The sequence below is a fragment of the Halapricum salinum genome (assembly GCF_004799665.1).
GTDB lineage: Archaea > Halobacteriota > Halobacteria > Halobacteriales > Haloarculaceae > Halapricum > Halapricum salinum.
The window spans coordinates 3,205,578-3,229,194 of record NZ_CP031310.1 but is presented as its reverse complement, the minus strand read 5'-3'; the positions used below and the strand labels follow the sequence as shown (position 1 = coordinate 3,229,194).

Here is a 23,617-nt window from a genome sequence, read left to right as displayed (position 1 = left end):
CTGGACCTGCAGCAGATAGTATGTCACAATCGCACCGAGAGCGATCGTTCAGGTCGTATCTCTCCCGAAGAGTGGTCGTCCCGTGGCTGGTGATCGGCGTCCTCCTGTTGATTGTTGCCGCCGGGAGTGGGAGCGATCCCTGGATATCGCTCCCGGTCGATCCCCTACTCGCCCTCGGCGTTGCTCACCTGCTGGTGCTCTGGAAGATTCTCACGACGTTGCAGTCGATCGAGCAATCTATCGAGGATGAGACGCAGACTGAGTATTGAGGAGCACAGAGTATATGCCACGTTCTCTCGTGTTACATGCTAATGACGCTCTCGACGGGGATTCGTGCGGTCGACCGGACGCTCGGCGGTGGCATTCCAGCTGGCTCGCTCGTCGTGTTGACTTCGCCGCCTGACGCGCAGGTCGGGCCGCTGCTCCACGCTGGCGTGCACGTCCGTCCCTCGCTGTACTTCACGACGATCAGAACCGTCTCAGCAGTCGAGAACGAACTCGACCGTCTATTGACCGATCCACAGATAGACGACATCCGACACGTCGGGACCGACGGTGCCCTCGTCGAGATCCTGGCGGGGATGGAAGCGCTGGACGAACGTGAAGACGTCATCGTCGATGCCTTCGACCCGCTCGAAGAAGCCGCCGATCGCCAGTCGCTGGTGACCTTCCTCAACGACTTCGCCTCACGGTTGCAAGAGACCGAAAGCATCGGTATTATTCATTGCCTCGACAGTGCCGAGATCTCTTCCAACCGCAAGTTCACGCTCTCGGCGGCCGATTTCGTCTGGCGGCTCCGCTGTCGACGCGAGGGGAGCGAGATCACCCACGAACTCGAGGTCCCGAAAGCCAGCGGCCTCACGCTGGCCGACGACGACCGCGTCCTCGGGCTGAATCTCGGCCAGTCAGTGACGGTCGATACGAGTCGGGATATTGCCTAAGGCCACCACTTCACATCGGTCGCAAGCGACCGCACAACGCGAGCCAGCGCGCGTCAACTGCCGCATCCGGGTTCCCGTGCTCCCGTAAACTCCGGCAAGCTATATCTTCTGGCGGACGTAGGTCCGGCCATGGAGTATACGACACTCGGTTCGACAGGCACGCGCGTCTCACAGTTGTGTTTCGGCACCTGGCGCTTCGGTCGGGAGACAGGCGGCGTCGTCGAGACCGGCCGTGAGGAGGCCCACGAACTGCTCGATGCGGCCGCCGAACACGGGATCAACTTTATCGATACAGCGAACGTCTACGGGACGCCCCACGGCACCAGCGAGGAGTACATCGGCGAGTGGCTCGACTCGCGCGACCGCGATGACTACGTGATCGCTTCGAAGGTATATTTCCCCTTCGACGGGTGGGGCGAGCCCGGTCCGAACGACCGCGGACTCGGTCGCAAGCACATCCGCACCCAGATCGAGGGGACGCTCGATAGGCTCGGGACGGACTACCTCGATCTCTACTACATCCACCGCTGGGACGAGGACACACCGATCGAAGAGACGCTACGGACGCTCGACGATCTGGTTCGCGAGGGCACAGTCAACTACCTCGGAGCCTCGACGATGGCCGCGTGGCAACTCACGAAGGCACTCTGGAAATCGGACGTCGAGGGCCTGGAGCGGTTCGACGTGACTCAGCCGCTCTTTCACGCGGGCTATCGCGACGACGTGACGGACTATCTCGACGTCTGTACCGACCAGGACATGGCGGTCTGTCCCTACTCGCCGCTGGCGGGTGGATTCTTGACGGGCAAGTACGAGCGCGTCGACGAGGACGACCCGACGAAGTTCGAGGGTCCTGAAGGATCTCGCGGAACGCTGGACGATCGCTTCGAGGACTACTATCTCTCCGAACGCGGGTGGCACGTCCTCGACGAACTGCGGGCAGTGGGTGAGGAACTCGACGCGACGCCCGCACAGGTCGCGCTCCGCTGGCTGATCGAACAGCCCGACTTTACCTGTGTGCCGATCGTCGGCGCGCGAACGCCCGAGCAACTCGAAGAGAACGTCGGCGCGGTCGACATTTCGCTGTCGGACGGGCAGTTCAATCGGATCGTCGACGCGCGCTATGCCGAGGACGGAAAGCGCTGGGGTCACCGCGAGTAGGTGAAAAGCAGCGAATTACCGCTCCTCGAAAAAGCTGGACCAAAACGCTGCGACTCGCGCTGCTCGTCGCAGTCCTATCGCTCTTCAGAGTCCAGGACTCGGATCTGGTCGCCACGAACCGTGACAGGGATCGGAACCGTCGCTTCATAGAGCTCGACGGTGACCTGATCCTTGCCTTCGTCGATGCGCTGGACCTGCGCTTTCTCGCCCTTGAACGGGCCGGCGATGAGCTCGACGATGTCACCTTCGGCGATCCCCTCGACGTCGGGTTTCGGCGAGAGGAAGTGCTCGACTTCGGTGATCGAGGACTCGCCGGGGACGACGCCGTTGGCGTGCGGGATTTCGTCGAGAATACGATCGAAGACGGCCGCGTTATCTGCCTCTACCATGACGTAGGAGGTCAGCGAGTCCGGCGCGAGTGCGGCGTGGATCTCCGACTCTTCACGGTTCATGATCATGTCTGCGACGGTGCGCTCCTGACTCGCGGTGGTCTTGACGGCGAAGATGCCCATCAGGGACCACCCGGGACGAACGACATCAGTGCGAAGATGAGAAAGCCGAGCAACCCGACGAGGAGAATGCCTGCGCCGGCGATCTTCGCGATCTGGGAGAACTCCTCCCACGACGGCGTACTCGCGAGTTTGAGTACGCGGACGTACGACGAGAGATCGGTGGGTAGGTGCATATCTCGTGGTTGCTCGTCAGTGCTTTTCTATCTATTGATGCTGCTTCGACAGTCGGCCGGCATCGCGCTCGGAGACCGTCGCCAGTCTGACTGTCCTCCCGAGGATGCTAGTCTGACTCCGTGGTCGTCTGGCCGGGGCCAGGCGAGTATCTGACGAGTCTCCCGCGTCGATCGCTGTCGTCGCCCTCCGGAGCGGTACCACCGACAAATAGATGCTCCCCAACCACGACCGCGTCGCCGATACCCGGGCCGATCGCCGTGTCCTGCCCGAGACCGTCGTAGTGCCATCGGACCTCTCCGTCGCCATCGACGGCGACGAAGAGCGCTCCCGGTGGTTCGCCCTCGTTCTCGCCGGCGTTTCGCATCGTCAGGAGGAATCCTCCGGGTGGCGCGAACGGGTCGGACTGCGTGATGTCGACCACTTCCCAGCCCCGGAAGTCGAGATGGTGTACGATCGACCCGTCGGTCAGCGTGACGACGTCGGCCCAGGCTGTGAAGGTCGGAGTCGTCGAATTGATCGCTACCACAGAGCCGTCTTCCGACAGGACGGGCTTCGGGTTGGCAGTCTCCAGATCCGAGCCGATCGTCAATTCCCGGACTACCCGCCCCTCGGGGCGCACGTCGGCACGCACCAACGACTCGCGCTCACCCGCAGCCGCTCCGAGCAGCGCGAGTCTCTCGGGACCCGCCGACTGGAGCAGGTGGACCGAGCCGAGCAACTCGGTGTCGAGCACTACTCGCCTCGTGGACGGATCGGCCAGTCCGACTGTATTCAGAGACACTCGGTCATCACCCCGAGGCTCGGTCGACGGGACGATGATCCGCGAGCCTCCTCCCTCGCGCGAGGCGATCGCGAACTGACCGACGTTCGCGGCAGCGAACGTGTTTGTCCACCGCTCGGAACCGTCCGGTCCGAGTCTGACGAGGGTCGGATCAGTTACCCGTCCCTCGGGGCCCACCGTGGCGATGCCGACGACGAAGTCTCCGTCGTACGTCGAGAGACCGAACGGAAGCTGGCTCGGTGCTGTCTCACCAGTCTCGTCCGCGTTCGAACCGGCTGTTGTCGACGGGACGTAGTATTCCCACTGGCTCCTCCCCTCGCTATCGAATCCGCGAATCCACGGGACGTGGCGCACGTGACCCTCGTCGTCTCTCGTCCGCGTCAGACCGGCGACGGCCAGTGATCCGTCGTCGGTTGCAGCCAGTCTGCCTATTCCGTCGTGACCTTCGTATCGAGACGGCGAAAACGTTCGGCGCCAGTCTTCGACGACGGTGGTTACAGACGGCGGTCGTTCAGAGTCGATACCCACGCACCCAGCGCTCGCGCTCCCGACAGCGCCGCCGACGAGAACGCCGAGACGGGCGAGATACGACCGGCGACCGATGCCCATACTGGTACTTCCGATGGCTGCTCAATAAAAGCTGGTCAGCAGTCGAATCAGAACAACGAGGTCCGCTACTCGACGTAGTCGATGTCGTCGCCGAGCTGCTGGGCCGAGCGCTCTTCTTCGGCTTCACTCTTGCCGTATATCTGTGGGCTCTCGACGCCCGTGACGACGATCATCGTCTCCATCTTGCCCTCGAACTCCGGATCGACGCTCGCGCCCCAGATGATCCGGGCGTCGGGGTCGATCCGATCGTAAATCTCCTCGACGACGCCTTCAGCCTCTTCGATAGACATGTCCGGGCCACCGACGACGTTCACGAGAGCACTGTTCGCACCGTCGAACTCGACGTCGAGCAGCGGCGAGCGCAGCGCCGAGCGAATCGAATCCTGGGCCTTGTTCTCGCTGTCGGACTCGCCCAGCCCGATCATGGCGACGCCGCCGTTCTCCATGATCGTCCGAACGTCGGCGAAGTCGACGTTGACGAGGCCGGGCTTGGTGATGAGTTCGGTCATGCCTTTGACCGAGCGCATGAGGACTCGATCGCAGATCTTGAACGCGTCCTGCAGCGGCATGCTGGGCGCGTAGTCGAGCAAGCGGTCGTTGGGCACGACGATGACGGTATCTGAGACTGCACGCAGGCGTTCGAGACCGGCGTCAGCGTTCGCGCGCCGGCGCTCACCTTCGGCAGTAAAGGGGATCGTGACGATAGAGATCGTGAGGGCACCCTGCTCCTGTGCGGCCTGCGCGATGACTGGCGCGGAGCCGGTCCCAGTGCCGCCGCCCAGTCCTGCGGTGACGAACACCATGTCCGAGCCGTCGATGGACTGCTGGATATCTTCGATGTTCTCCTGTGCCGCTTCCTCGCCGATCTTGGGGACCGATCCGGCGCCGCGGCCTCCCGTCCGCTTGCGCCCGATCAGGATCTTCGTGTCGGCCTTGACCTCGTCGGCGAGGTGCTGGGCGTCGGTGTTGGCGGCCACCAGTTTCGCACCGTGGATGCCCTCTTCCATCATCCGTGTCACGGTGTTGCCGCCGGCACCACCACACCCGACGACGGTGATCTTCGTTTCGAGGTCTTTGACGACGTCGGCGAGTTCATCGTCTGTCATCTGCCCCGACGTCGAGACGTCCTGAGACGCCCCGTCGTGGTCGCTGACGTCCTGGGACGCCGGCTCCTCCCGTTGTTGCTCGGCTTCCTCCATGGCGTCGTCGATAATCGAGTCCATATTTAAAACGTCGTTGCAGAGCCACCGTTATTATTCTTTGCCCCTTCGTCTGACGCTTGGCTGACGATTCGACGCGGCGAAAGAAACGTCGAACGACGTATATCGCGGCGCTTTCGCGATCAAAACGTTTCCTGGAGATTATCAAAGAATCTGGAAACGAAACAGTGGCGGGTCAGATCGGAAATCGGTGGACTCGTTGTTCGTGGACGGCTTCGGGCGGGATCGTCCGCCCGCCGACCTCGACCGACTGGCCGGCGGATAGCTTTCCGAAGGTCGGCCCTTCGGAGATCCCGAGTGCGCGGGCCTTCTCTGGGACGAACGCCGTCTCGTGAGCGACGACGGTGTCGTCTTCGATTTCGACTTCGTCGTACTTCGATTCGAGAATCGTCGCGAACGTCTCGATGATCGCACGGCGCTCCGATGAGTCCGCGACTACGACGCGTTCGCCCAGTCTGGTCCCCGACGCTTCGGTCTCGAACCCGACTGTATGGCACTCGACCGCGGTTCGGGCCTCGTTCTGGTCGATGCCCTGCACCTGTTCGCGAAGCGCTCCTGGAAGGGACACGATCTCGATACCGCCCTCGAAATCCGCCGCATGTTCGCCCAATCGCGTTCCAGATTCGACCGAACCGAGGGCGTCTTCGACGCGCTCGACCACGTCCAGGGAGACGCCGGTCGTCTCCCTGAGGAACGTCTCGTCGACCACTCGAAATCCGAGGTCGTCGAGAACGTCTCGCAGGCCGGGTCGCTCGTCGGCCAAGAGGGCGAAATCCGCCGCGCTCTCCTCGAAAGTGGCCCGGATCACCTCGCGGTGGACTGCGGGGTCGCCCATCGCGTCGAGACACCAGTCGGCCGCGATGTGGCCGACGGCCCAGTCGGTCTCGCGGACGATCCGTTCGAACCGCGGGACGTAGTGACCGCCGCCGAACCCGACGAGGTGCCGGCGGGTTCCGTCTTCGCGAGGGGCGTCGGGTGAGACGCCACGGAGATCGAGGATCGCCTTCGCGACTGCGCGGGCCGCGTCGGGGTCGTCCCACTGTGGCCGTGCGCTGCCGACTTCGACGAACATCGACGGCACGCCCACCTCGGTCGGCCCGTGGTGGGTACACTCCATACCGATCTCGTAGTCGTCTGGCGCGTGTTCGCCGAGCGCCTGGACGACACGCCTGTGGGCGGCGGGACAGGCCCGCGCAAGCGCGTGATCCGCGCCACCGTATTCGGCAGGGCCGAAGTTGCCAGTGTGATGGGCGGTCAACAGCCTGCCGGTGTCGCCGGCGTGTTTCGAGGCGAACACGAGCAGATCCGGGTCGTCGAAGGCCTCGGCGGTGTCTTCGAGTTCGAGATGCGGCGTGTCGAATTCGCGAAGTTCCACGTCGGGGAGTCGCCAGATGTCACCACCGCCCTGGGCGTCGCTCCGGGAGTCGTCGCGGTCGACCGACCAGTCTTCGAGGTCGCGGAGGTGCTCGCCGATGTGGACGGAGGCGCCGTCCGCGCGAGAGACGACGATCGCGAGCATCAATCAGCACCCTCGACAGCGACTGGCTCGCGACCGACGGCCGTTCGAGCCGCGTTCCCTGCTCGCGTGAACACTTCGCTGAGAGCACCACGCCGCCGATAGAGGATCGCTGTCCCCAGAAGGAGGTACAGCGCGGTATAGGCGTACAGCAGGTCGATGCTCAGCGCCTCCGGGTTCGCGATCGACAGCACGCGCAAGAGGAGGAACTCTGTAGCGACCTGCGAGATGAAGAGTACGAAGAGCGCAAGCGCCTCGCGGGTCGAGATCTCGAAGTTGATCAGGATCGACAGCGCGAAGAACGATTGGGCGGCGGTGATCCAGATCTCGGCAGTCTGTTTTTCGTCGAAGGGCAGCGTCCCGACAGCCCCGAACGCGATGGAGTAGACGACGGCGATGGTCCCGATCAGCAGCGTCCACTGGTTGAGCTTCGAGGAGATCAGGGCGTTGAACCCGGCGGTCGAGCGCGCCTTGTTGACGAGGACGGCGACGACGATCAGCTCCGGTGATTCACTCGCCAGCGGCGCGATCCACTGGATCATGAAGAACTCGGGGACGCCGTACTGGAGGCCGATCTCCTCGAGGCCGTGGGCGAACGGCTCGACCGCCGTGAAGATCATCAGCCCGGAGTACGCAAAGAGGCCCAGGACGACCGCGATCCGGATGGGTCGGCGCTTGCGCTGGAAGTACGCCGGGACGCCGACGTGCTCTTCGGCTTCTTCGACGTCCCCCCGAATGATGATCCCGATGTAGGCCACGTAGAGCCCGACGAGCAGGATCGTGTCGATGACGCCGATCCCGCCCGCCAGCGGGACGGCGAACGCGAAGACAGTTGCGACGAACAGGAAGGCAATCTCCGTCGAGAGACTCCGATCGATCGTGACGGCGTCGGCCAGCCGTCCTGGGCGTTTCTCGACGGCGGGGTCGTTCGTCTTCGTGGCTTGCCAGACCGTGTAGAAGGCGATTCCAGCCCAGCCGAGCCCGATCAGGATCCGGTTGGCCCCCGTCATGTTGGCGACAGCGAGATTGGCGTCGTGACAGGCGGCTGCAGTCGTGCCCTCGGCGGCGTTCTCGATCTGAGCGGCCGTGAACTGTGCGCAGGCGTCGGTCGACGCGCCGCCGGCCCCGGCGTTCCATGCGTAGAGGGCGTCGACGGCGTACTCGGGCGCGACTGCCAGAACTGCGAGGACGGCGATGGCGAACGCTCTCGGGACGTCTTTCTCGGCGGTCTCTGCCCCCCATGCGAGCAGGAACGACGCGCCGAGGACCGCGAGGCCGCTCACCAGCACGGTCACTCCGTTCCCGAGATGGGTGCCCGAAGCGTAGACGAACACCCACGGTGCAGTCAGAGAAAATGCCACTGCAACCTGGACGAGTGGATGACGGAGTCGACTCACTACAGGAGTGTCCGTACCTCCGGTCGAAAAGCTTGCGAATCGCAGTGGTTGGCTTCGCGGCGACGATCAGGAGTTCTAGCGATGACCGTGAGCACGGCGGCACGTGCGGTCGGGACGCAGATTCGAGAACGCTTATCGGGATCGCTGTCGACCGCCAAGACATGGACGTCTACGGACTTCTCGGACACCCGGTCGAACACTCACTGTCGCCGCCGATGCACGAGGCCGCGTACGCAGCGTTGGCGATGGAGGCTCGATACGTGACCTTCGATCCCGGGGCTGACGCCGGAGCGGCGGCCGTCGAAGCGGCCGAAACACTCGGAATCTCGGGCTTGAACGTGACGATTCCGTTCAAACAGGACGTTCTCGAAGTTGTCGAGACGGACGACCTGGCCGCTCGAATCGGCGCTGTGAACACGATCGATTTCACTGATTCCGGGCCTGTCGGATACAACACCGACGCCGTCGGGGCGGTGCGCGCACTGCGGAGACACGACGTCAGCCTCGAGGGAACGGCTGTCGTCGTCGGTGCCGGCGGCGCGGGCCGGGCGATAGCGTTCGGGTTGGCAGACGAAGGGATGACCGTCGAGATCGCCAATCGAACCGTCGAGACGGCCCACGATCTCGCGTCGGACGTGCCGGGCGCGAGCGGTCACGGACTAGACGATCTCGCCGATCTTCTCGCGGACGCCGACGTGCTCGTCAACGCTACCAGCGTCGGCATGGACGAAGACCGATCCCCGGTCCCGGCAGACGCGCTCCACGGAGAGCTGGCCGTCCTCGACGCGGTCTATTCGCCGATCGAGACGCGGCTATTGCGGGAGGCTGCGGCCGCGGGCGCGACGACCGTCGACGGGGCGTGGATGCTGCTGTTCCAGGGCGTCGAAGCCTTCGAGATCTGGACGGGTCGGGACGCACCTGTCGGCGAGATGAACGAAGCGCTTCGCGCCCGGCTTTAAGTGAGACCGGATAGAACAGGCGGGTATGGGATTGTCGGATATACTCAGCCGGATCAAATCCGCGCTCGGGATCGGCGGTTCACGCCGGCAGCAGCCACCGCAGGGACAGTACCAGCAGGGCCAGCCCCAGCAAGGCCAGCCACCACAGGAACAGGCCCAAGAGCCCGCGGCCGGCCAACAGCAGGGGACGAACGTGACCGTCGAACGTGAACCCTCGACGGAGACGGAAGACGCCGTGAAAGGGACCGACACGGAACCCGAGACGACCGGCGGCTCCGAGAGCGAGCACGCCACCGGAGAATCCGAGGGGGAAGTCACGGAAGACTCTGCGGAGGAAGCCACTGAAGGCTCCGAAGACGAAGCCGCTGATGAATCCGAGGCGGAAGCTGCCGACGATCCGGCTGCCTCCGAATCCGATCTCGGGACCGACGAACCGACCGACGTGATCAAGGGTATCGGGTCGGCCTACGCTGAGCGTCTTTCTGAAGCGGGCGTCGAGACAGTCGCCGACCTGGCGACCGGCGACGCCGAGTCGCTCTCGGAGGAAACGGGGATCTCCGAGACACGACTGCAGAACTGGATCGACCGCGCCAGACACCGCTGATTCCTCAGCAGCCATCGGCTCGTTGCCGGACTCGTAACCTACAAACACCCGCACCCGCTGGCAGTAGCTAATGAGCGACCCGCGGCTGGTGACCGACCGCGAATCCTTCCTGGCGATCGCGTCTAGCGCCCCACCTGGCGTTCGAATCCCGGTCGAAGTGGAAGTGACCGTCGACGATCCCTTCGAAGCGTATCGGCGAGCGCGCCACGGAGACGGCAGTGGCGGGATCTACCTGGGGACGACCGGCGGCCAGCCCGGTTGGGGATACTTCGGTGTCGACCCCGTCTCGCTGGTCGCGGCCGACCCCGAGGAAGGTGCGTTGGCCACGCTCGATTCCGTCGTTGCCCGGGAGACACTCGTCCGTGGGGATTGTTCGGTCCCCTACCCCTGTGGAGCGATCGGCTGGCTCTCCTACGACGCTGCTCGCGAGATCGAGCACCTCCCTGAGAGCGCCACCAGCGACCGCGACCTCCCGTGGCTGCAACTCGGTATCTACGACCGACTCGCAGCCTGGGAGGAGCCACGCGATGGAGCGACGACGCTGCACGTCACTGCCTGCCCGCGTCTCGGGGACGTCGACGGGCAGTCCGGCAACGGTGAGCGAGGCTTCGAAGACCCCCTATCGGCTTACGAACACGGCCGAGAACGCGCGCTGGACCTCGCAAGTGCGGTGGTCGAGGGCGATCGGTCGGTCGGCTCGCCGCCGGCCGAACGCACGGAAGCGACCTTCGAGAGCGACTGCGGGGAGGCGGCTTTCGCCGACCGGGTCCGCCGGGTCAAGCAGTACATCCGCGACGGCGATACCTTTCAGGCGAACATCTCGCATCGATTGACTGCTCCGGCCGCTGTGCATCCGGTGGCTGTCTTCGACGCACTTCGTGACGTGAATCCGGCTCCATACTCCGCCCTGGTAGAGTTTCCGGGCGTCGATCTCGTGAGTGCGAGTCCGGAACTCCTCCTGCACCGTGAGGGTGACCACCTGGAGACAGAACCGATCGCCGGCACGCGGCCGCGCGGAGAGGATCCAGAAACAGACGCGACGCTTGCAGCGGAACTGACCGGCGACGAGAAAGAGCGAGCCGAGCACGCGATGCTGGTCGACCTCGAACGGAACGATCTCGGCAAGGTCAGCGAGTACGGCAGCGTCGACGTCAGCGAGTACCGCCGAGTAGATCGGTACAGCGAGGTGATGCACCTCGTCTCGCTGGTCGAAGGACGACTGCGGGACGAACACGACCTCGCCGACGCCGTCGCCGCCGTCTTTCCGGGCGGGACGATCACCGGCGCGCCCAAGCCCCGGACGATGGAGATCATCGACGAGGTCGAATCTACTCGGCGCGGTCCCTACACCGGCTCGATCGGCCTCTTCGGGTTCGACGAGCGGGCGACGCTGAACATCGTCATCCGGACGCTCGTCCGCTACGGGTCGGAGTATCATCTGCGTGTCGGCGCTGGGATCGTCCACGACTCGATCCCCGAACGCGAGTACCTGGAGACGCTCGACAAGGGCCGGGCGTTGATCAACGCGGTCGACACCGCACTCGACGGCGGAACCGATCTCTCGATCGAAGACGCAGCCAGCTCACAGTCCGCCAGCGACGGTGAGAAGCGATGACTGACCCGACAGTGCTGGTCGTCGACAACTACGACTCCTTTGCGTACAACCTCGTCCAGTACGTTGGCGAAATCGTGACGACCGACCAGTGGCTGGGGGGCGTCGACGGCGAGGTGATCGTCCGCCGCAACGACGCGATCGATCTCGACGGGGTTCGCGCACTCGATCCCGACGCTATCGTCGTCTCTCCCGGGCCGGGCCATCCCCGGGACGCGGGCGTCTCGATGCCGATCTTCGAGTCGTTGTCGATCCCGACGCTCGGAGTGTGTCTGGGACACCAGGCGTTGTGTGCCGTCCACGGCGCACCCGTCGGTCACGCGCCCGAGGTAGTCCACGGCAAGCCGTCGGCGATCACTCACGACGGACGCGGCGTGTTCGCGAACCTCCCCGATGGATTCGAAGTCGGGCGGTATCACTCGCTTGCGGTCGAGCGTGGGTCACTTCCGGACTGTTTGATCGAGACGGCCCACACCGACGACGAGCGGTCGGTCGTGATGGGCGTCCGTCACGACTCGCTGCCACACGTCGGCGTGCAGTTCCACCCCGAGAGTATCCTGACCGAGCACGGCAAGGAGATGCTAGCGTCGTTCCTCAGTCCGTAGCGGGGCAAGGGTTTTTACCCCAGAATGGCTTTTGTCCTCGTAGAAACGACGTATGTCTCCAGAGGACACAGCGGACGACAGCGAGGAGGTCGAGGTCGTCACTGAGACGGACACCGAAGACGAGGCCGGAACCGAAGCAGACGGCAACGTCCGGGAGCGACTCGAACAGGAAGCCGACAAAGCGGTTGAGCAGTTCGACGAGACGCTCGTCGATCTGCTGGCGTGGTTGCTCGACACCGAGACACGGGCGCGTATCTACGTCCATCTCCGCCAGCACCCCCACAGCACGAGCGAGGAGATCGCCGACGGGACGGGCCTGTATCCAAGCACCGTCAGGGAGGCGCTGGCGGAGTTGCACGAGGAGGAGACACTCACGCGGCGCAAACGTGAGAACGACGGAGCGGGCAACAATCCCTACGAGTACAGCGCGATCGCGCCGAGCGAACTCGTTTCCGAGGCCGTCGGGGACGTTCAAGAGCAGTTGAACACGGTGTTCAACCTCGACTCGTATCTATCGGAAGACGACGAGGACGAGGAGACGACCGAACCAGTAACAATCTCCGTCGAGGACGCCGAGACGGAGTGAACTGCTCGAAGCGAAGCCACTAAACCGAGAGCCTGCCTGGGGACGAGTATGAAGGTCGCGTTGGGCGGGACGTTCGACCCGATCCACGACGGACACCGGGCGCTGTTCGAACGCGCGTTCGAGCTCGGTGACGTTACGGTCGGGCTGACGAGCGACGAACTGGCCCCCAGGACTCGCCACGAGAACCGTTACGTCCGGGATTTCGAGCAGCGAAAACGTGATCTGGACGCCGAACTGTCGCGCTTGGCCGAGGCGTTCGATCGGGAGTACGAGATTCGCGAACTGACCGAGCCGACCGGGATCGCCACCGAGCCGCAGTTCGACGCGCTCGTCGTCTCTCCGGAGACGCAGACTGGTGGCCGGCGGATCAACGAGATCCGAGGGGAGAAGGGCTACGACCCGCTCGAAATCGAGGTCGTCGAGCACGTCCACGCCGAGGACGGGGACATCATCTCCAGTACCCGAATCGTCCGCGGTGAGATCGACCAATACGGCAATCTCACGCCCGAACGCGACGGCCGCGATCCGATCGAGGAGTAACTACCACTCGGGGGCGTCTAATCCTGCGGATTCGAGGATCGGTTTCCAGCGTTGCTGGATCGTCAACCGGGAGACGCCAGTCGCGTCGGCGACGGCACTCTGCGAGCGCTGTTCGCCCGTCGTGAGTGCGGCGACGTAGACGCTCGTCGCCAGCACTGCCTCCTTCGAGCGATCCTCGTCGGGAACGTTCGACAGGAAGAGATCGACCGCTCGCGAGCGGGCTTCAGTTCCCAGGTCGAGGCGTTCACCGGCCTCGTCGATGGCGGCGGCCCACTCCTCGTTCTCGACGGCGTCGCGAGCGCGGTACACACCCCTGATTGGACCGCAGTGCTCAAAAACGTCGCCCTCTCGCCAGCGTCGGGGGAGACGCTGATCCATCAGCAATATTATATTGGAACGGGTTATATATTTTCTAGTATATTTCCGATGATTGAAGGCTTATTAGTGCCAATATAGGGGTGATGTCCGGGAATACCGATGGCTGCCCAGAGTGCGGTGGTACCGGCGAACGATCAGGTGAGCTTTGCGGAGCCTGCAACGGCACGGGTAATCGACCGTTTGCAGGTGGGAACGAGAAGCCGCTGTACATTTCTTGAGGGAGGTGGCGTCTGGCGACGCCGAAGCGATGGGTTCTTGAGTTCTTCTGGAATATGGGTGACTGCGCGCGGGTTGCCGAGCACGGCCAAAGGCGCAGCGCTTAGGACGCTGTCCCGTAGGGGTCCGCCGGTTCAAATCCGGTCCCGCGCATGAGCGAACGCAGTGAGCGAAGAGCAGGACAGATTTGAACCCTGGAAGTCGCGCGCAACGAAGTGAGCACGTCTTCATCCGGTTCAAATCCGGTCCCGCGCACTCGACTTTGCTCGCATCGTGTGGTTTTGCTTGGGCCAGCAACTATGACAGCCAAGTAGAACGAACGCTGTACCATTCAGATCGAGCCTGCGCTTGCAACAGAGAGCTACGCGAAACCACGATCGTACTGACGGGTCTTGACACTGCACTCAGACCCGTGAAATTCTCTCGCGGCCGCCCCGAATGGGTTGACACCGGGTACAAGATTGGTGGTCATTCTGGTGAGTTTCCTGTTGGGGAATCTGTGGCTGATCGTTCGATTGCGGAGCGACTTCACGTTCAGTGACGGGGTTCTCTCTGGGACGGGTGTTGACGACGAACTCGAGTGAGCCGTCTCGTTTCGGCGTTCTCAGCATGTCAGACCAGCCTCTTGCTGCGGCCGTTATCGAGAGAGTGGACGACCATAGTAACATGGAGAAGGAATTCGGCACCCCAGGTGCCGAGTATCTTTTCGAACGTACAGCCGGAAGTATAAGTCGTCCCCCGCTGTATTTTCTGTAACTTATGGCCGTCCCCGCTTCGACGGACACTGAATCCTGGTATTCGCGGGGGATAAGCCAGATTTACGACTCTCTCGATGCCGATTCAGATGGTCTCTCGACCGAAGAAGCTGACAGACGACGCTCTGAACACGGCCCGAATCGGCTGCCGAAGGCAAAGCCGGTCGCCGTGTGGCAGATCTTCCTCCGTCAGTTCAAGAACCCGCTCATCTACATTCTCGCTGTCGCGGCAATCGTCTCGTTCGCCATCGGAGAGGAGACTGACGCCGGATTCATCGCTCTAGTGCTGTTGATAAACGCGCTCGTCGGCGGTATCCAGGAATGGCGTGCGGAACGTAGCAGTCAGGCACTTCAACAACTCATCCGTACCCGCGCGACGGTCATCCGCGATGGAGAGACACGCGACATCGATGGAGAAGATGTAGTTCCGGGCGACGTCGTCCTTCTCGAATCGGGCTATCGCGTTCCTGCAGACATTCGTCTGGTCTCCACGCACGGCCTGGAGATCGACGAGTCGGCACTCACCGGTGAGTCAGCGCCCGTTCTGAAAGACGAGGCGTGGACAGGCGACGACCGCGCCCCTCTCGGGGATCGGCGTAACATGGTCTACGCTGGCACTGTGGTGAATCGCGGACGGGGCCGCGGTGTCGTCGTCGAAACGGGTGCCGACACGGTCGTCGGCCGACTGGCGGAGGACGTCACGGCCGTCGAGGGTGGGCAGCCGCCACTCGTGATGCGCATGGAGCGGTTCACCCGTCTCGTCGGCCTCGTCGTCCTCGTCGCCGCAGCGCTCACTGCGCTTCTCGGGATTTTCGTCCAGCAGTACGACGCCGTCGAGATGTTCCTGTTCTCTGTTGCATTGGCCGTGTCAGCGATTCCCGAGGGACTCCCCGTCGGGATCACTGTCGCGTTGGGCGTTGCGAGCCGGCGCATGGCGAAAGTGGGCGTCATCGTTCGTCGCCTGGTGGCTGTCGAGGGGCTGGGAAGTTGTACGATGATTGCCTCGGACAAGACGGGGACGCTGACGGCGAACGAACTGACCGTCAAACAGGTGCAACTCCCCGAGGGAAGCACGTTCGAGGTGACCGGCGAGGGGTACGCTCCGGAAGGGAACGTCCTCCGAGACGGGTACCCTCCGGAGCCTGACCTCGCAGACGAGTTGTCCCGTCTCGCTCGAGCGTCTGTGCTCTGTAACGAGGGCCGCCTGTCTCGGCGGAACGACGAGTGGACGTGGCGCGGTGATCCGACCGACATTGCCCTCCTCGCGCTCGGCCGAAAGCTCGGGTGGTCCCGCCAGTCCGCACTCGATACACATCCACAGACCGACGAGATTCCCTTCGAACCCGAACAGCGTTATGCGGCGACGTTCCACCGGACAGACGACGAGACGCGGGTATTCGTCAAGGGCGCGCCCGAGCGCGTTCTGGAGATGTGCACGGATGCAAGCGAGGGCGAATTCTCACTGCCAGCCCTCCTGCAGCAGGCAAACGAGATGGCCCACGACGGGTACCGCGTACTCGCTGTGGCGGAGGGAACAGTGGAGACCGACGGGGAGCTGAATCAGCCGCCGTCCGAACCAACCGATCTGACCTTTCTGGGCTTTCTCGGGCTGATCGATCCGCTTCGATCCGGCGTGGCAGAGGCGATTACGTCGGCCCAACAGGCAGGTATCACAGTCACGATGATCACCGGGGACCATCCGGAGACGGCACTCGCCATCGCCCGAGATCTCGGACTTGCCGAGTCGCCAGACGAGGTCACCACTGGGGCCGAACTCATGGACGCCTCCCAAGAGCAACTCGAAGAAATCCTCGAAACGACGCTGGTGTTCGCACGCGTCTCGCCGGACCAGAAACTCAAAATCGTCGAAGCTGCCCGGGGAATGGGACACTACGTAGCCGTCACGGGTGACGGGGTCAACGACGCACCGGCGCTTCGACAGGCGAACATCGGGATCGCTATGGGAAAGATGGGAACCGACGTGGCCCGCGACGCGGCCGAACTCGTCATCAGCGACGACAACTTTGCGACGATCGTCGCCGGTATCGAACAGGGCCGTGTCGCGTTCGACAACATCCGCAAGGTGATCTTCTTGCTCATCTCCACCGGCGCTGGTGAAGTCGCCCTCGTCCTGTTGAGCCTGGCGGCCGGACTGCCACTCCCGCTGGTACCCGTCCAGATACTCTGGCTGAACCTCGTCACGAACGGCATTCAGGACGTCGCTCTCGCCTTCGAACCCAAGGAGGGCGACGTATTGAATCGACCACCGCGCTCGCCGGACGAACGAATCTTCAATCGAATCATGATCGAACGGACGGTCGTCGCCGCACTGGTTATCGGCGTGATCGGGTTCGGGACGTTCGTCTGGTTGCTGGGCCAGGGGCTCTCAGAGGCTGCCGTCCGCAATCACCTGCTCCTCCTGATAGTCCTGTTCCAGATGATTAACATCGGCAACGCTCGATCCGAGACGACATCGCTGTTCCAGCTCTCACCGTTTCGGAGCCCGATCTTGCTCACCGGAACGATTACCGCGTTCTTGGTCCACCTCGGGGCGATGTACTTCCCGCCCGCTCAGGCGGTCCTCGGAACAGCACCTGTCGCGCTGGAACAGTGGCTCGTTCTCGGCGTGATCGCCCTGACCATCGCCGTCGCTATCGAACTCCACAAACTGAGCTGGAAGGCGCGGTACCCCCCATGCTCTGAAACAGAGGACCAGCCACACTCCCAAACCCACGAGAGGGAGGCTTAGAGATCGGAGTCTGATGAAAACTCAGTTCTGCTCCTCGCTCCGTACGGTCAGTACGGGAACAGGCGACCGCCGAACCACTCGCTCAGTGACGCTTCCCATGACGACCCTGTCGAGACCTGTCCGGCCGTGGGTTCCCATGATGACCATGTCGATACCGTACCTGGTGACGTAGTCCAGAATCTCTTCGTGCGTATTCCCCTCGACGATTTCGGTCACGACGGTCAAATCGGCTTGCGTTCCTGCCACCTCGACATCTCGTACTGTCTGGCGTTTTTCGTCCCGGAGTGTTTCGAGCAACGGTCCGGAGCGCCCCAGGTGAGCATCGACGACGTACAGAGTATGCAAGGTCGCATCCCATTTCGACGCGATCTCTATACCGTGTTCGAGAGCGGCTTTCGCGCCCTGACTCCCGTCTGTCGGAACCAGAATGCCGTCGTACAAAAGACCGTAATCCAGGGAGGGGCGTTACTCTCCCCCGGTGCTGATATCCAGTCGTCCCTCTTCGGGCGTCTGGGCGTCACGCCACCAGACTAGCTCGAACTCGATACTCTGTTTCGCCTCGGTATCGCCTTCGGTCCAGTCCGATTCGCCTTCCAGCTTGAAGGTCACTGGATTCGTCGGATTCAATCGCGCCTGCCGACCACCGAGTTCGAGCGTCACGTCTCCACCACCCTCGAGTTGATCTGCTACTTCGCGGAGGTACGATGCGATTTCTGACCGTGATTTCTCACTCTCGGTTTCGAGCTCTCCCATACCGAGTGGTACGTCCGACACCCCGATAAGCGACAGGGCGAGTTCTCGACCTGTACAACCAGTCTCGTCGGTGAACAAGGGACACGACTCAAATGGCCGGGAATCCCCCGGACTCAACTGGGTTCGTCCTGGGGACCTCCGCCAGTTTGAGCCTCTTGGGCGTCCCCCCATCCCCAGCGTCAACGACCGCGAAGAGTTTCCGCCAGTTCTCGTCGTCTTCGCTCTCGGGCAGTTGATTACGGAGTTGTTGGAGGTCGGATGGAGGAACGAGTGTACTCACGAGGTCGATGATGACCTGTGCGTGATAGGTCGCCTCCGATCGCTCCGCACCTTCGATCTCACTGACGCGCGTAACGAATTCCTTCCAGTCGAACCGCTGGCCGTGTTCGTGGACAGCGCCGGTCATGTACCACTTGATCTCCATTGGGAGGGAGGCGGCGAGATCATCGGCGTTTCCTTCGGGGATTCGCTGGCCCACTGTCATCAGCGTCGCTCGAACCGCACGGACAGCCTCACCAGTCTCCGGGAGCTCGAGACGGTGTTGCACCTCCCGGGTGAATTTGTCGAAATTCGTAGCTTTTCTCCGTCAAAATACGAGACACGTTGTTATACCATCTCGGTCCCGCGCACACGAGTCCACACGTTCTTCACAGCCCATCACCAACCCCGGAGTATGTATCTCGCGGACGAGGCGTGGCCGGATCTGGAGTCGTATTTCGAGACGGAGTCGCTGGCGCTCGTGCCCCTGGGCTCGACCGAGCAACACGGCCCGCATCTCCCGGAGGGGACCGACCACCTGATCGCCGAGGCACTGGCTCGGGAAGCGGCAGACCGGACGGGCTATCTCTGCACACCGACCATCAACGTGGGTGTCAGCTCACACCATCGCCAGTTCCACGGAACGATGTGGGCCAACGCACCCGCGTTCCGGGACTACGTCGAGTCCATTACCCGAAATCTCACCTACCACGGGATCGATCGCGTGATCTACGTCAACGCCCACGGTGGCAACGTCCAGCACCTTCGAGAGGTCGGCCGTCGCCTTCGGGATTCGGGCGACGCCTACGCGATCGAGTGGATGTGGGACGAGTCGATCCCCGACCTCGTGGACGACCTCTTCGAGCAGAACGGCCCGCACGGTGGGCCCAAGGAGACGGCGATGATCCAGCACATCGCGGGCGAGTTAGTCCACGACGACCGCCTCGCCGACGCCCGCGACGGCGGACTGTCAGCGTTCGACGAGTTCACCGGTCGCAAACACGGCGCACGGACGTTCTACGACGCGATCGACAACTCCGCCAACGGTGTCTTCGGCGACCAGACCGACGCCACCGCCGAGAAAGGACAGCAACTGTTCGAGGCTGCGAGTGACCAACTCGTCCGGCTGAGCGAGTGGCTGGCCGACCAGCCGTTCGAATCGCTCGTCGCCAAGCGACACGTGTGAACAGTACCCAAAGTTGTTTCTACCAGTGACGTGTCGGACTCGGTATGAGACGGTATCACCTGCACGTGCTGCTGAGCGTGCCCACGGCCGGTGGGCTGTTGGCGATCGCTGCGGTAACGTACCGGCGCTTCGGCGTCGACCTCTACACGCTGGGTTTCCTGGCGCTGGGTCTCCTGGGGCTGTACCGGGTGATTCCGTCGCTGGTGCTGCCCGATCGGTTCGACCGCCCGCGCGTGTCGCGCCAGCAGTTGCTCCTCGACGTGGTGGGCGTCGTTCTCGTCGCGGTCGTGCTGTATCTCTTCGTATTCGAGCAGGCAACGATCGGCGACTATATCGCGGTGTAGGGACCGAGCCGGGTACCGTCGAGCAAATACGCCTCGCCGTTTGCGAGTCCCGCGGGGAGAAACGGTGAGAGAAAGTCCCGGCCGTCGACGTTGATCCACGTGCCGCCTGAACGGTCGTTGAACGCCGGGCAGACCACGAGGTCGGCGTCGATCTCGCCCAGGTCGTCGCCGTAGTGGTCTCGGAAGGGGGCGGAGTCGACCCGCCCGCGGAGCCAGACTCGTTCCATTCGACTCCCGCCGACCTCGTCTTCGAGGCGGACGACGGGGTGTTCGTGGGCGACACAGACTGTATCAGCGCCCAGCACCGCAGGTGCGGGCCAGGTGTGTCCGTGAGCGAACCCGACCGAACCGAGCCGCACCCCCTCGCCATCGACGACGGTCACGCCGTCGTACTCGTCGGTCAGCGCCTCGATGTCGCCGTCGTGGTTTCCCTTCGTGAGCGTGATCGGAATGTCGACGGCCTCGAACAGCGCCTCGATCTCGGCGTGTTCCTCGCCAGTGGCTGCGCCGATCGCAGTCGCGAGATCCCCGAGCAACACGAGTCGGTCGGGGCGGTGGGTGCCGAGCAGATCGAGCACCGCCTGACGACGGTGGTCGGCCGCCGAATCGAGCTCGACGCCCTGGTATTTGAGGTCGGCTTCCAGGCCGGCGTGGTAGTCCGCGACGACGAGCGCGCGCTCGGAGCCACAGTCGGCGATGGCCGCGGGCGCGTCGGGAATCGGTTCGACGCCCATCAGATCGGCGTGAGCGTCTCGTCGTCGGGCTCGTAACAGCGCCCGTTCATCAGCGCTTCCTGGATGGCTTCCTCGACGTCGCCCGGATCGGCACCGGTCTGCTCGACGACAGCGGCGATTACGCCCTCTCGGTCCGCGCCCTCGCCGTCGTCGAGGTCGCGCATCGCGTCCATCACGGCGTCTTCGAGGTCGGCCCCGCTGACGTCTTCCTCGTCGGCGTCGGTCGCGTCGACCTCCCCGGCTTCCTCGTCGGCTCCGGCCTCGGTGTCGGTCTCGGGCGTCTCCGTGACGGCGTCGGTCGTCGCCGCGCTCTCGCTGGGCGTCGCCGATTCGTCACCGGCAGGCGCACCCGCGGAGTCCGGCGCAGCCTCGGCGTCTGCGGCCCCCGCCGGCGCGCCGGCGCTCTCCGCCGCCTCGACGTCCTCGGGGTCGGGCGTCTCGATGTCGGCCTCGCCGGGTTCTTCGACTTCGGTCCCGCTCTGGAACTCGGTTCCGTACTCGGATTCGACCTCCTCGCGCGTCTCCTCGTCGAGGTCGAACTCGCCGGGCTCGAAGTCGCCGATGTCCTCCGAGTCCGCGGTCGAACCGGACGCGTCCGTCTCGGTTGCTGCCGTCTCGGCCGCAGACGTGCTGGGCGTGTCAGCCGTGTCGGTTTCGGACGTGTCAGCCGCGCTCTCTGAGCCAGCGGCTGCTGGCTGACTCGACGACGCTTCGCTGGGTTCCGAGGAGGTCGACGCGGCAGTTTCGTCGCTCGTCGATTCCGCCGTCACAGCTGACTCCTGTTCGGGCTCGCTGTTGGCCGCCTCGGCCGCGCTCCCGGCCCGCGAGTCCGCCTCGGCCGTACTCTCGATAGCCTCGTCGACGGCACCGGCCGGCGACTCTGCGCCGGGTTCGGCCGGTGTGGCCCCGCTCGTGTCGAGGTGGCGATCGGTCAGCGCCGAGAGGTCGACCTCGCCCGTCGCGTCGGGCGCGACCGAGCGGTCTTCGACCTCGTCGATTTCGCCGGCGACGACGCGGACGGCGTCGAGCGCCGTCTCACGAAGCGCCTGGAGGTACGCCCCACCCGTCCCGTAGTGATCGATCGCCAGCGGAATGCCGGCCGCCAGCCCCTCGGAGACGCCGTCGGCGTCCAGCGCCGAGCGGAGTTCGTCACCGCGGACGTCGCTCTGGAGCGCGCTGGCGACGTCTGCGATCCGTGCGAGCGTCTGTTCGGCCGTCTGGACCACCCAGCGGTCGCGCGTGTCGGCGTCGACCTCGTTGACGCTCTCGGGTCGGATCGATGTGTAGGTGACGTCGCTGTCCTCGGGCTGGAAGGTCCGGGCTTTCCCGGAGACGGCGACGAACGTCGGCGGCTCGGCGCGGTCGAGGAAGGCCTGCGCTTCGGGCTGGTACTGGCCGGCGTAGACGACGAACGCACCAGTCGGGTCGACCACACGCGCCCGGAGCACGTCGTCGCTGACGGGTGTGACTTCCGTCAGGACGCCGACGACGAACAGGCGATTGATCCGTGCTCCGGTGGGTGTGACGACGTAGTTCGGCGTGCGTTCCTCGTCGCTCTCGGCGTAGGAGAAGTCCGCGTCCTCGAACTCGCTGGCGAACAGCCGGTAGGCCGTCTCCCGGCGGCCCGGCCCGCCGTCTTCGGAGTCGCTCATACGTCCACCTCCGCGAGCAGCGCCGCGGCGCGGTCTGCGGGGTCGTCCTCGACCTCGGCGAACTCGTCGGCGTTGAGGTTCGCGCCGTAGTCGTCGATACTCAGCGTCCCCCGGACGCGGAACTCCCTGCCGACCAGTTCCTCACGGATGGCGTCGGCGACGACTTCCTTGTCCATCGCGTCGCGGGCGTGCTCGCGGGCGTCGTCGACGTCTCCCCCGTATATTACTTCGGTGAGTTCGTCGTCCAGAATGACCGTCACGGTCCCCGAACCGTCGTCGAGGATCGCCTTGGTCCGGAGGTCTTCGACCGACTCGACCTGCCCGTGGGTTCGACACTGGTCGTTCTGGACGATGCGTCCACACTCGGGACAGCGCTCGATCAATCCCGAGCCGTCCCGAACCGCGATAACGTTGCCCAGCAACTCGACGTCGAACATCCCGCCGGAGTCGAGCGCCTGCTTTATCGATAGCCGAGGTGCGTTCTCGGCGACCTCGACCTCGCGGTCGAGCGCTGTGACACGCGAAAACTCCGAGACGTTGATCGAGGGCGAGCCCCGGAACTCTCGGACGTAGGTGTTCTCGATGCGGACGGACCCGCCAGCTTCAATCTCGGAGTGAGGGTCCCAGTCAGTGAACGGCAGGCGGGCCGTCTCGTCGCCCAGGACGCCGCTGAGAATCGTCGTTTCACCGTCGCGGCCGTCGATGACCTTCTGTTCGGAGTCGACGACGCTGACCTCGACGTTGAGACCGCGGTCGCCGGGTTCGACGTCGATCAGATCGGTGTCGCCGCCGATCTCGTAGGGGACGTCGAGTGGCTCGTCGAGCGTCTCGACGCTCGTCGATTCGCCGAGGTTGAGTTCGGCGTTGCTCTCCCACTCGCGGACGCCGGCGTTTCCAGCGCGGATGGTGTCACCGGCTGCCAGTCCGAAGTCCTCCCATGCAGTGTAAGAGAGTTTGCCAGTCGCGTCGGCAATCTCGCCCTCGTAGATCGTGTGATCAGCGCCCTGATAGCGGATCGAGCGCTTGCCGAGGGTCAGGATCCGGCCCGTGACGGTGACGTTCGAGTCCTCGGTCGTCACGTTGGCCAGGTCCTTGCTCTCGGGTTCGGGCCCGCCGCTGTCGCCGCCGTCGCCGTACTTCCGGCGGAGACTCTGCTTTGCTTCCTCCAGCGGGACGCTGTAGGACACCAGGTTCTCCAGATCGCGTTTGACCTCCTGTTTGTCTGTGCCGAGAGCGGAGGCGAGCTCCTCGGCCTCGTTGTCGAGATTCATCACCGGTGATTCGACTGGCTCCTACTAAAAGGGTCGGCGTCGACGTGCCGACTCACAACAGGTGTAGTTTGTATGGTAACAGTCAACAAACGCTAAGAGACTAG

The 23,617-nt window shown here is 63.9% G+C and carries 24 protein-coding genes, 1 tRNA gene and 1 pseudogene; 13 read left to right on the top strand and 13 right to left on the bottom strand.

The genetic code is table 11. The features are described 5' to 3' along the window. Positions 1 to 20 precede the first annotated feature (20 nt). From DV733_RS15905 to DV733_RS15895, 3 genes are all read left to right on the top strand, one after another. Complete coding sequence (locus DV733_RS15905) at positions 21 to 269, top strand: hypothetical protein (RefSeq protein WP_136342366.1); 249 nt, start codon at positions 21 to 23, stop codon at positions 267 to 269. 42 nt (positions 270 to 311) lie between these two features. Next, the gene (locus DV733_RS15900; RefSeq protein ID WP_049992957.1) at positions 312 to 941 is read left to right on the top strand and encodes an RAD55 family ATPase; all 630 of its coding nucleotides are present in this window, start codon (positions 312 to 314) and stop codon (positions 939 to 941) included. A gap of 129 nt (positions 942 to 1,070) precedes the next feature. Continuing rightward, positions 1,071 to 2,102, top strand: coding sequence for an aldo/keto reductase (locus tag DV733_RS15895; RefSeq protein ID WP_049992956.1), 1,032 nt, complete (start codon positions 1,071 to 1,073; stop codon positions 2,100 to 2,102). Between the two features lie 74 nt (positions 2,103 to 2,176). On the opposite strand, the gene DV733_RS15890 is transcribed toward DV733_RS15895, so the two are convergent. The 6 genes from DV733_RS15890 to DV733_RS15865 all read right to left on the bottom strand — a co-directional run bounded on the left by DV733_RS15890 (position 2,177) and on the right by DV733_RS15865 (position 8,311). Then, a complete protein-coding gene (locus DV733_RS15890; RefSeq protein WP_049992955.1) occupies positions 2,177 to 2,614 on the bottom strand; it encodes a transcription elongation factor Spt5 in 438 nt (145 codons plus the stop codon). Continuing rightward, entirely contained in the window at positions 2,614 to 2,787 is a 174-nt protein-coding gene (locus tag DV733_RS15885; protein WP_049992954.1) for a protein translocase SEC61 complex subunit gamma, read from the bottom strand. The genes DV733_RS15890 and DV733_RS15885 overlap by 1 nt, the downstream gene beginning before the upstream one ends. 107 nt (positions 2,788 to 2,894) lie before the next feature. After that, entirely contained in the window at positions 2,895 to 4,178 is a 1,284-nt protein-coding gene (locus DV733_RS15880; RefSeq protein ID WP_049992953.1) for a hypothetical protein, read from the bottom strand. Positions 4,179 to 4,243: 65 nt separating this feature from the next. Next, a complete protein-coding gene (ftsZ, locus tag DV733_RS15875; protein WP_049992952.1) occupies positions 4,244 to 5,401 on the bottom strand; it encodes a cell division protein FtsZ in 1,158 nt (385 codons plus the stop codon). Between the two features lie 172 nt (positions 5,402 to 5,573). Further along, positions 5,574 to 6,917: a D-aminoacyl-tRNA deacylase gene (locus DV733_RS15870; RefSeq protein WP_049992951.1), complete on the bottom strand. Its 1,344-nt coding sequence runs from the start codon at positions 6,915 to 6,917 to the stop codon at positions 5,574 to 5,576. Continuing rightward, positions 6,917 to 8,311: a sodium:calcium antiporter gene (locus DV733_RS15865; protein WP_079979367.1), complete on the bottom strand. Its 1,395-nt coding sequence runs from the start codon at positions 8,309 to 8,311 to the stop codon at positions 6,917 to 6,919. Before DV733_RS15865 ends, DV733_RS15870 begins: the two co-directional genes overlap by 1 nt. Before the next feature lie 161 nt (positions 8,312 to 8,472). Between DV733_RS15865 and DV733_RS15860 the strand changes: the two genes are divergently transcribed. The 6 genes from DV733_RS15860 (at position 8,473) to DV733_RS15835 (ending at position 13,217) form a co-directional block, all read left to right on the top strand. Further along, positions 8,473 to 9,270 (top strand): shikimate dehydrogenase, encoded by a 798-nt coding sequence (locus DV733_RS15860; RefSeq protein WP_049992950.1) that lies wholly within the window; start codon positions 8,473 to 8,475, stop codon positions 9,268 to 9,270. Positions 9,271 to 9,295: 25 nt separating this feature from the next. Beyond that, the gene (locus DV733_RS15855; RefSeq protein WP_049992949.1) at positions 9,296 to 9,874 is read left to right on the top strand and encodes a helix-hairpin-helix domain-containing protein; all 579 of its coding nucleotides are present in this window, start codon (positions 9,296 to 9,298) and stop codon (positions 9,872 to 9,874) included. 70 nt (positions 9,875 to 9,944) lie between these two features. After that, the gene (gene pabB / locus DV733_RS15850; protein ID WP_049992948.1) at positions 9,945 to 11,489 is read left to right on the top strand and encodes an aminodeoxychorismate synthase, component I; all 1,545 of its coding nucleotides are present in this window, start codon (positions 9,945 to 9,947) and stop codon (positions 11,487 to 11,489) included. Continuing rightward, positions 11,486 to 12,091 (top strand): anthranilate synthase component II, encoded by a 606-nt coding sequence (locus DV733_RS15845; protein ID WP_049992947.1) that lies wholly within the window; start codon positions 11,486 to 11,488, stop codon positions 12,089 to 12,091. Before pabB ends, DV733_RS15845 begins: the two co-directional genes overlap by 4 nt. A gap of 52 nt (positions 12,092 to 12,143) precedes the next feature. Beyond that, positions 12,144 to 12,677, top strand: a complete 534-nt coding sequence (locus DV733_RS15840) for a winged helix-turn-helix transcriptional regulator (protein WP_049992946.1) — start codon at positions 12,144 to 12,146, stop codon at positions 12,675 to 12,677. 48 nt (positions 12,678 to 12,725) lie between these two features. After that, positions 12,726 to 13,217, top strand: coding sequence for a phosphopantetheine adenylyltransferase (locus DV733_RS15835; RefSeq protein ID WP_049992945.1), 492 nt, complete (start codon positions 12,726 to 12,728; stop codon positions 13,215 to 13,217). On the opposite strand, the gene DV733_RS15830 is transcribed toward DV733_RS15835, so the two are convergent. Continuing rightward, on the bottom strand, positions 13,218 to 13,526 hold the full coding sequence (locus DV733_RS15830) for a transcription initiation factor IIB family protein (protein ID WP_049992944.1): 309 nt from the start codon (positions 13,524 to 13,526) through the stop codon (positions 13,218 to 13,220). 353 nt (positions 13,527 to 13,879) lie between these two features. Here DV733_RS15830 and DV733_RS15825 point away from each other — a divergent pair. Both DV733_RS15825 and DV733_RS15820 read left to right on the top strand, forming a co-directional pair. After that, positions 13,880 to 13,964 (top strand) — tRNA-Leu (locus DV733_RS15825). A gap of 606 nt (positions 13,965 to 14,570) precedes the next feature. Continuing rightward, positions 14,571 to 17,315 (top strand): cation-translocating P-type ATPase, encoded by a 2,745-nt coding sequence (locus DV733_RS15820; RefSeq protein WP_049992943.1) that lies wholly within the window; start codon positions 14,571 to 14,573, stop codon positions 17,313 to 17,315. A gap of 21 nt (positions 17,316 to 17,336) precedes the next feature. Here the strand turns inward: DV733_RS15820 and DV733_RS15815 are convergent, their stop codons facing one another. The 3 genes and pseudogenes from DV733_RS15815 to DV733_RS15805 form a co-directional block, all read right to left on the bottom strand. Next, positions 17,337 to 17,756: a universal stress protein gene (locus DV733_RS15815; protein WP_049992942.1), complete on the bottom strand. Its 420-nt coding sequence runs from the start codon at positions 17,754 to 17,756 to the stop codon at positions 17,337 to 17,339. Between the two features lie 24 nt (positions 17,757 to 17,780). After that, positions 17,781 to 18,068 carry an amphi-Trp domain-containing protein gene (locus DV733_RS15810; RefSeq protein ID WP_049992941.1) on the bottom strand — a complete coding sequence of 96 codons (288 nt, stop codon included), beginning with the start codon at positions 18,066 to 18,068 and terminating at the stop codon, positions 17,781 to 17,783. A gap of 113 nt (positions 18,069 to 18,181) precedes the next feature. Beyond that, positions 18,182 to 18,615: pseudogene (locus DV733_RS15805) on the bottom strand (DUF2267 domain-containing protein). 126 nt (positions 18,616 to 18,741) lie between these two features. Between DV733_RS15805 and DV733_RS15800 the strand changes: the two are divergent. Together DV733_RS15800 and DV733_RS15795 are read left to right on the top strand one after the other, a co-directional pair. Next, positions 18,742 to 19,512 (top strand): creatininase family protein, encoded by a 771-nt coding sequence (locus tag DV733_RS15800; protein WP_049992940.1) that lies wholly within the window; start codon positions 18,742 to 18,744, stop codon positions 19,510 to 19,512. 44 nt (positions 19,513 to 19,556) lie between these two features. Continuing rightward, positions 19,557 to 19,856: a hypothetical protein gene (locus tag DV733_RS15795; RefSeq protein WP_049992939.1), complete on the top strand. Its 300-nt coding sequence runs from the start codon at positions 19,557 to 19,559 to the stop codon at positions 19,854 to 19,856. Here the strand turns inward: DV733_RS15795 and DV733_RS15790 are convergent. From DV733_RS15790 to DV733_RS15780, 3 genes are read right to left on the bottom strand one after another with little or no spacing between them, the layout of a single operon-like run. Then, complete coding sequence (locus DV733_RS15790) at positions 19,841 to 20,590, bottom strand: metallophosphoesterase (RefSeq protein WP_049992938.1); 750 nt, start codon at positions 20,588 to 20,590, stop codon at positions 19,841 to 19,843. The genes DV733_RS15795 and DV733_RS15790 overlap by 16 nt on opposite strands. Then, complete coding sequence (locus DV733_RS15785; protein ID WP_049992937.1) at positions 20,590 to 22,242, bottom strand: hypothetical protein; 1,653 nt, start codon at positions 22,240 to 22,242, stop codon at positions 20,590 to 20,592. Before DV733_RS15785 ends, DV733_RS15790 begins: the two co-directional genes overlap by 1 nt. Continuing rightward, positions 22,239 to 23,513, bottom strand: a complete 1,275-nt coding sequence (locus tag DV733_RS15780) for a Single-stranded DNA binding protein (RefSeq protein ID WP_049992936.1) — start codon at positions 23,511 to 23,513, stop codon at positions 22,239 to 22,241. The genes DV733_RS15785 and DV733_RS15780 overlap by 4 nt, the downstream gene beginning before the upstream one ends. Positions 23,514 to 23,617: the final 104 nt, after the last annotated feature.

Bases quoted from the DNA above. Each gene is read 5' to 3' on its own strand.
- DV733_RS15905 (WP_136342366.1), top strand. From the start codon at position 21: ATGTCACAATCGCACCGAGAGCGATCGTTCAGGTCGTATCTCTCCCGA.
- DV733_RS15900 (WP_049992957.1), top strand. From the start codon at position 312: ATGACGCTCTCGACGGGGATTCGTGCGGTCGACCGGACGCTCGGCGGT.
- DV733_RS15895 (WP_049992956.1), top strand. From the start codon at position 1,071: ATGGAGTATACGACACTCGGTTCGACAGGCACGCGCGTCTCACAGTTG.
- DV733_RS15890 (WP_049992955.1), bottom strand. From the start codon at position 2,614: ATGGGCATCTTCGCCGTCAAGACCACCGCGAGTCAGGAGCGCACCGTC.
- DV733_RS15885 (WP_049992954.1), bottom strand. From the start codon at position 2,787: ATGCACCTACCCACCGATCTCTCGTCGTACGTCCGCGTACTCAAACTC.
- DV733_RS15880 (WP_049992953.1), bottom strand. From the start codon at position 4,178: ATGGGCATCGGTCGCCGGTCGTATCTCGCCCGTCTCGGCGTTCTCGTC.
- ftsZ (WP_049992952.1), bottom strand. From the start codon at position 5,401: ATGGACTCGATTATCGACGACGCCATGGAGGAAGCCGAGCAACAACGG.
- DV733_RS15870 (WP_049992951.1), bottom strand. From the start codon at position 6,917: ATGCTCGCGATCGTCGTCTCTCGCGCGGACGGCGCCTCCGTCCACATC.
- DV733_RS15860 (WP_049992950.1), top strand. From the start codon at position 8,473: ATGGACGTCTACGGACTTCTCGGACACCCGGTCGAACACTCACTGTCG.
- DV733_RS15855 (WP_049992949.1), top strand. From the start codon at position 9,296: ATGGGATTGTCGGATATACTCAGCCGGATCAAATCCGCGCTCGGGATC.
- pabB (WP_049992948.1), top strand. From the start codon at position 9,945: ATGAGCGACCCGCGGCTGGTGACCGACCGCGAATCCTTCCTGGCGATC.
- DV733_RS15845 (WP_049992947.1), top strand. From the start codon at position 11,486: ATGACTGACCCGACAGTGCTGGTCGTCGACAACTACGACTCCTTTGCG.
- DV733_RS15840 (WP_049992946.1), top strand. From the start codon at position 12,144: ATGTCTCCAGAGGACACAGCGGACGACAGCGAGGAGGTCGAGGTCGTC.
- DV733_RS15835 (WP_049992945.1), top strand. From the start codon at position 12,726: ATGAAGGTCGCGTTGGGCGGGACGTTCGACCCGATCCACGACGGACAC.
- DV733_RS15820 (WP_049992943.1), top strand. From the start codon at position 14,571: ATGGCCGTCCCCGCTTCGACGGACACTGAATCCTGGTATTCGCGGGGG.
- DV733_RS15810 (WP_049992941.1), bottom strand. From the start codon at position 18,068: ATGGGAGAGCTCGAAACCGAGAGTGAGAAATCACGGTCAGAAATCGCA.
- DV733_RS15800 (WP_049992940.1), top strand. From the start codon at position 18,742: ATGTATCTCGCGGACGAGGCGTGGCCGGATCTGGAGTCGTATTTCGAG.
- DV733_RS15795 (WP_049992939.1), top strand. From the start codon at position 19,557: ATGAGACGGTATCACCTGCACGTGCTGCTGAGCGTGCCCACGGCCGGT.
- DV733_RS15790 (WP_049992938.1), bottom strand. From the start codon at position 20,590: ATGGGCGTCGAACCGATTCCCGACGCGCCCGCGGCCATCGCCGACTGT.
- DV733_RS15785 (WP_049992937.1), bottom strand. From the start codon at position 22,242: ATGAGCGACTCCGAAGACGGCGGGCCGGGCCGCCGGGAGACGGCCTAC.
- DV733_RS15780 (WP_049992936.1), bottom strand. From the start codon at position 23,513: ATGAATCTCGACAACGAGGCCGAGGAGCTCGCCTCCGCTCTCGGCACA.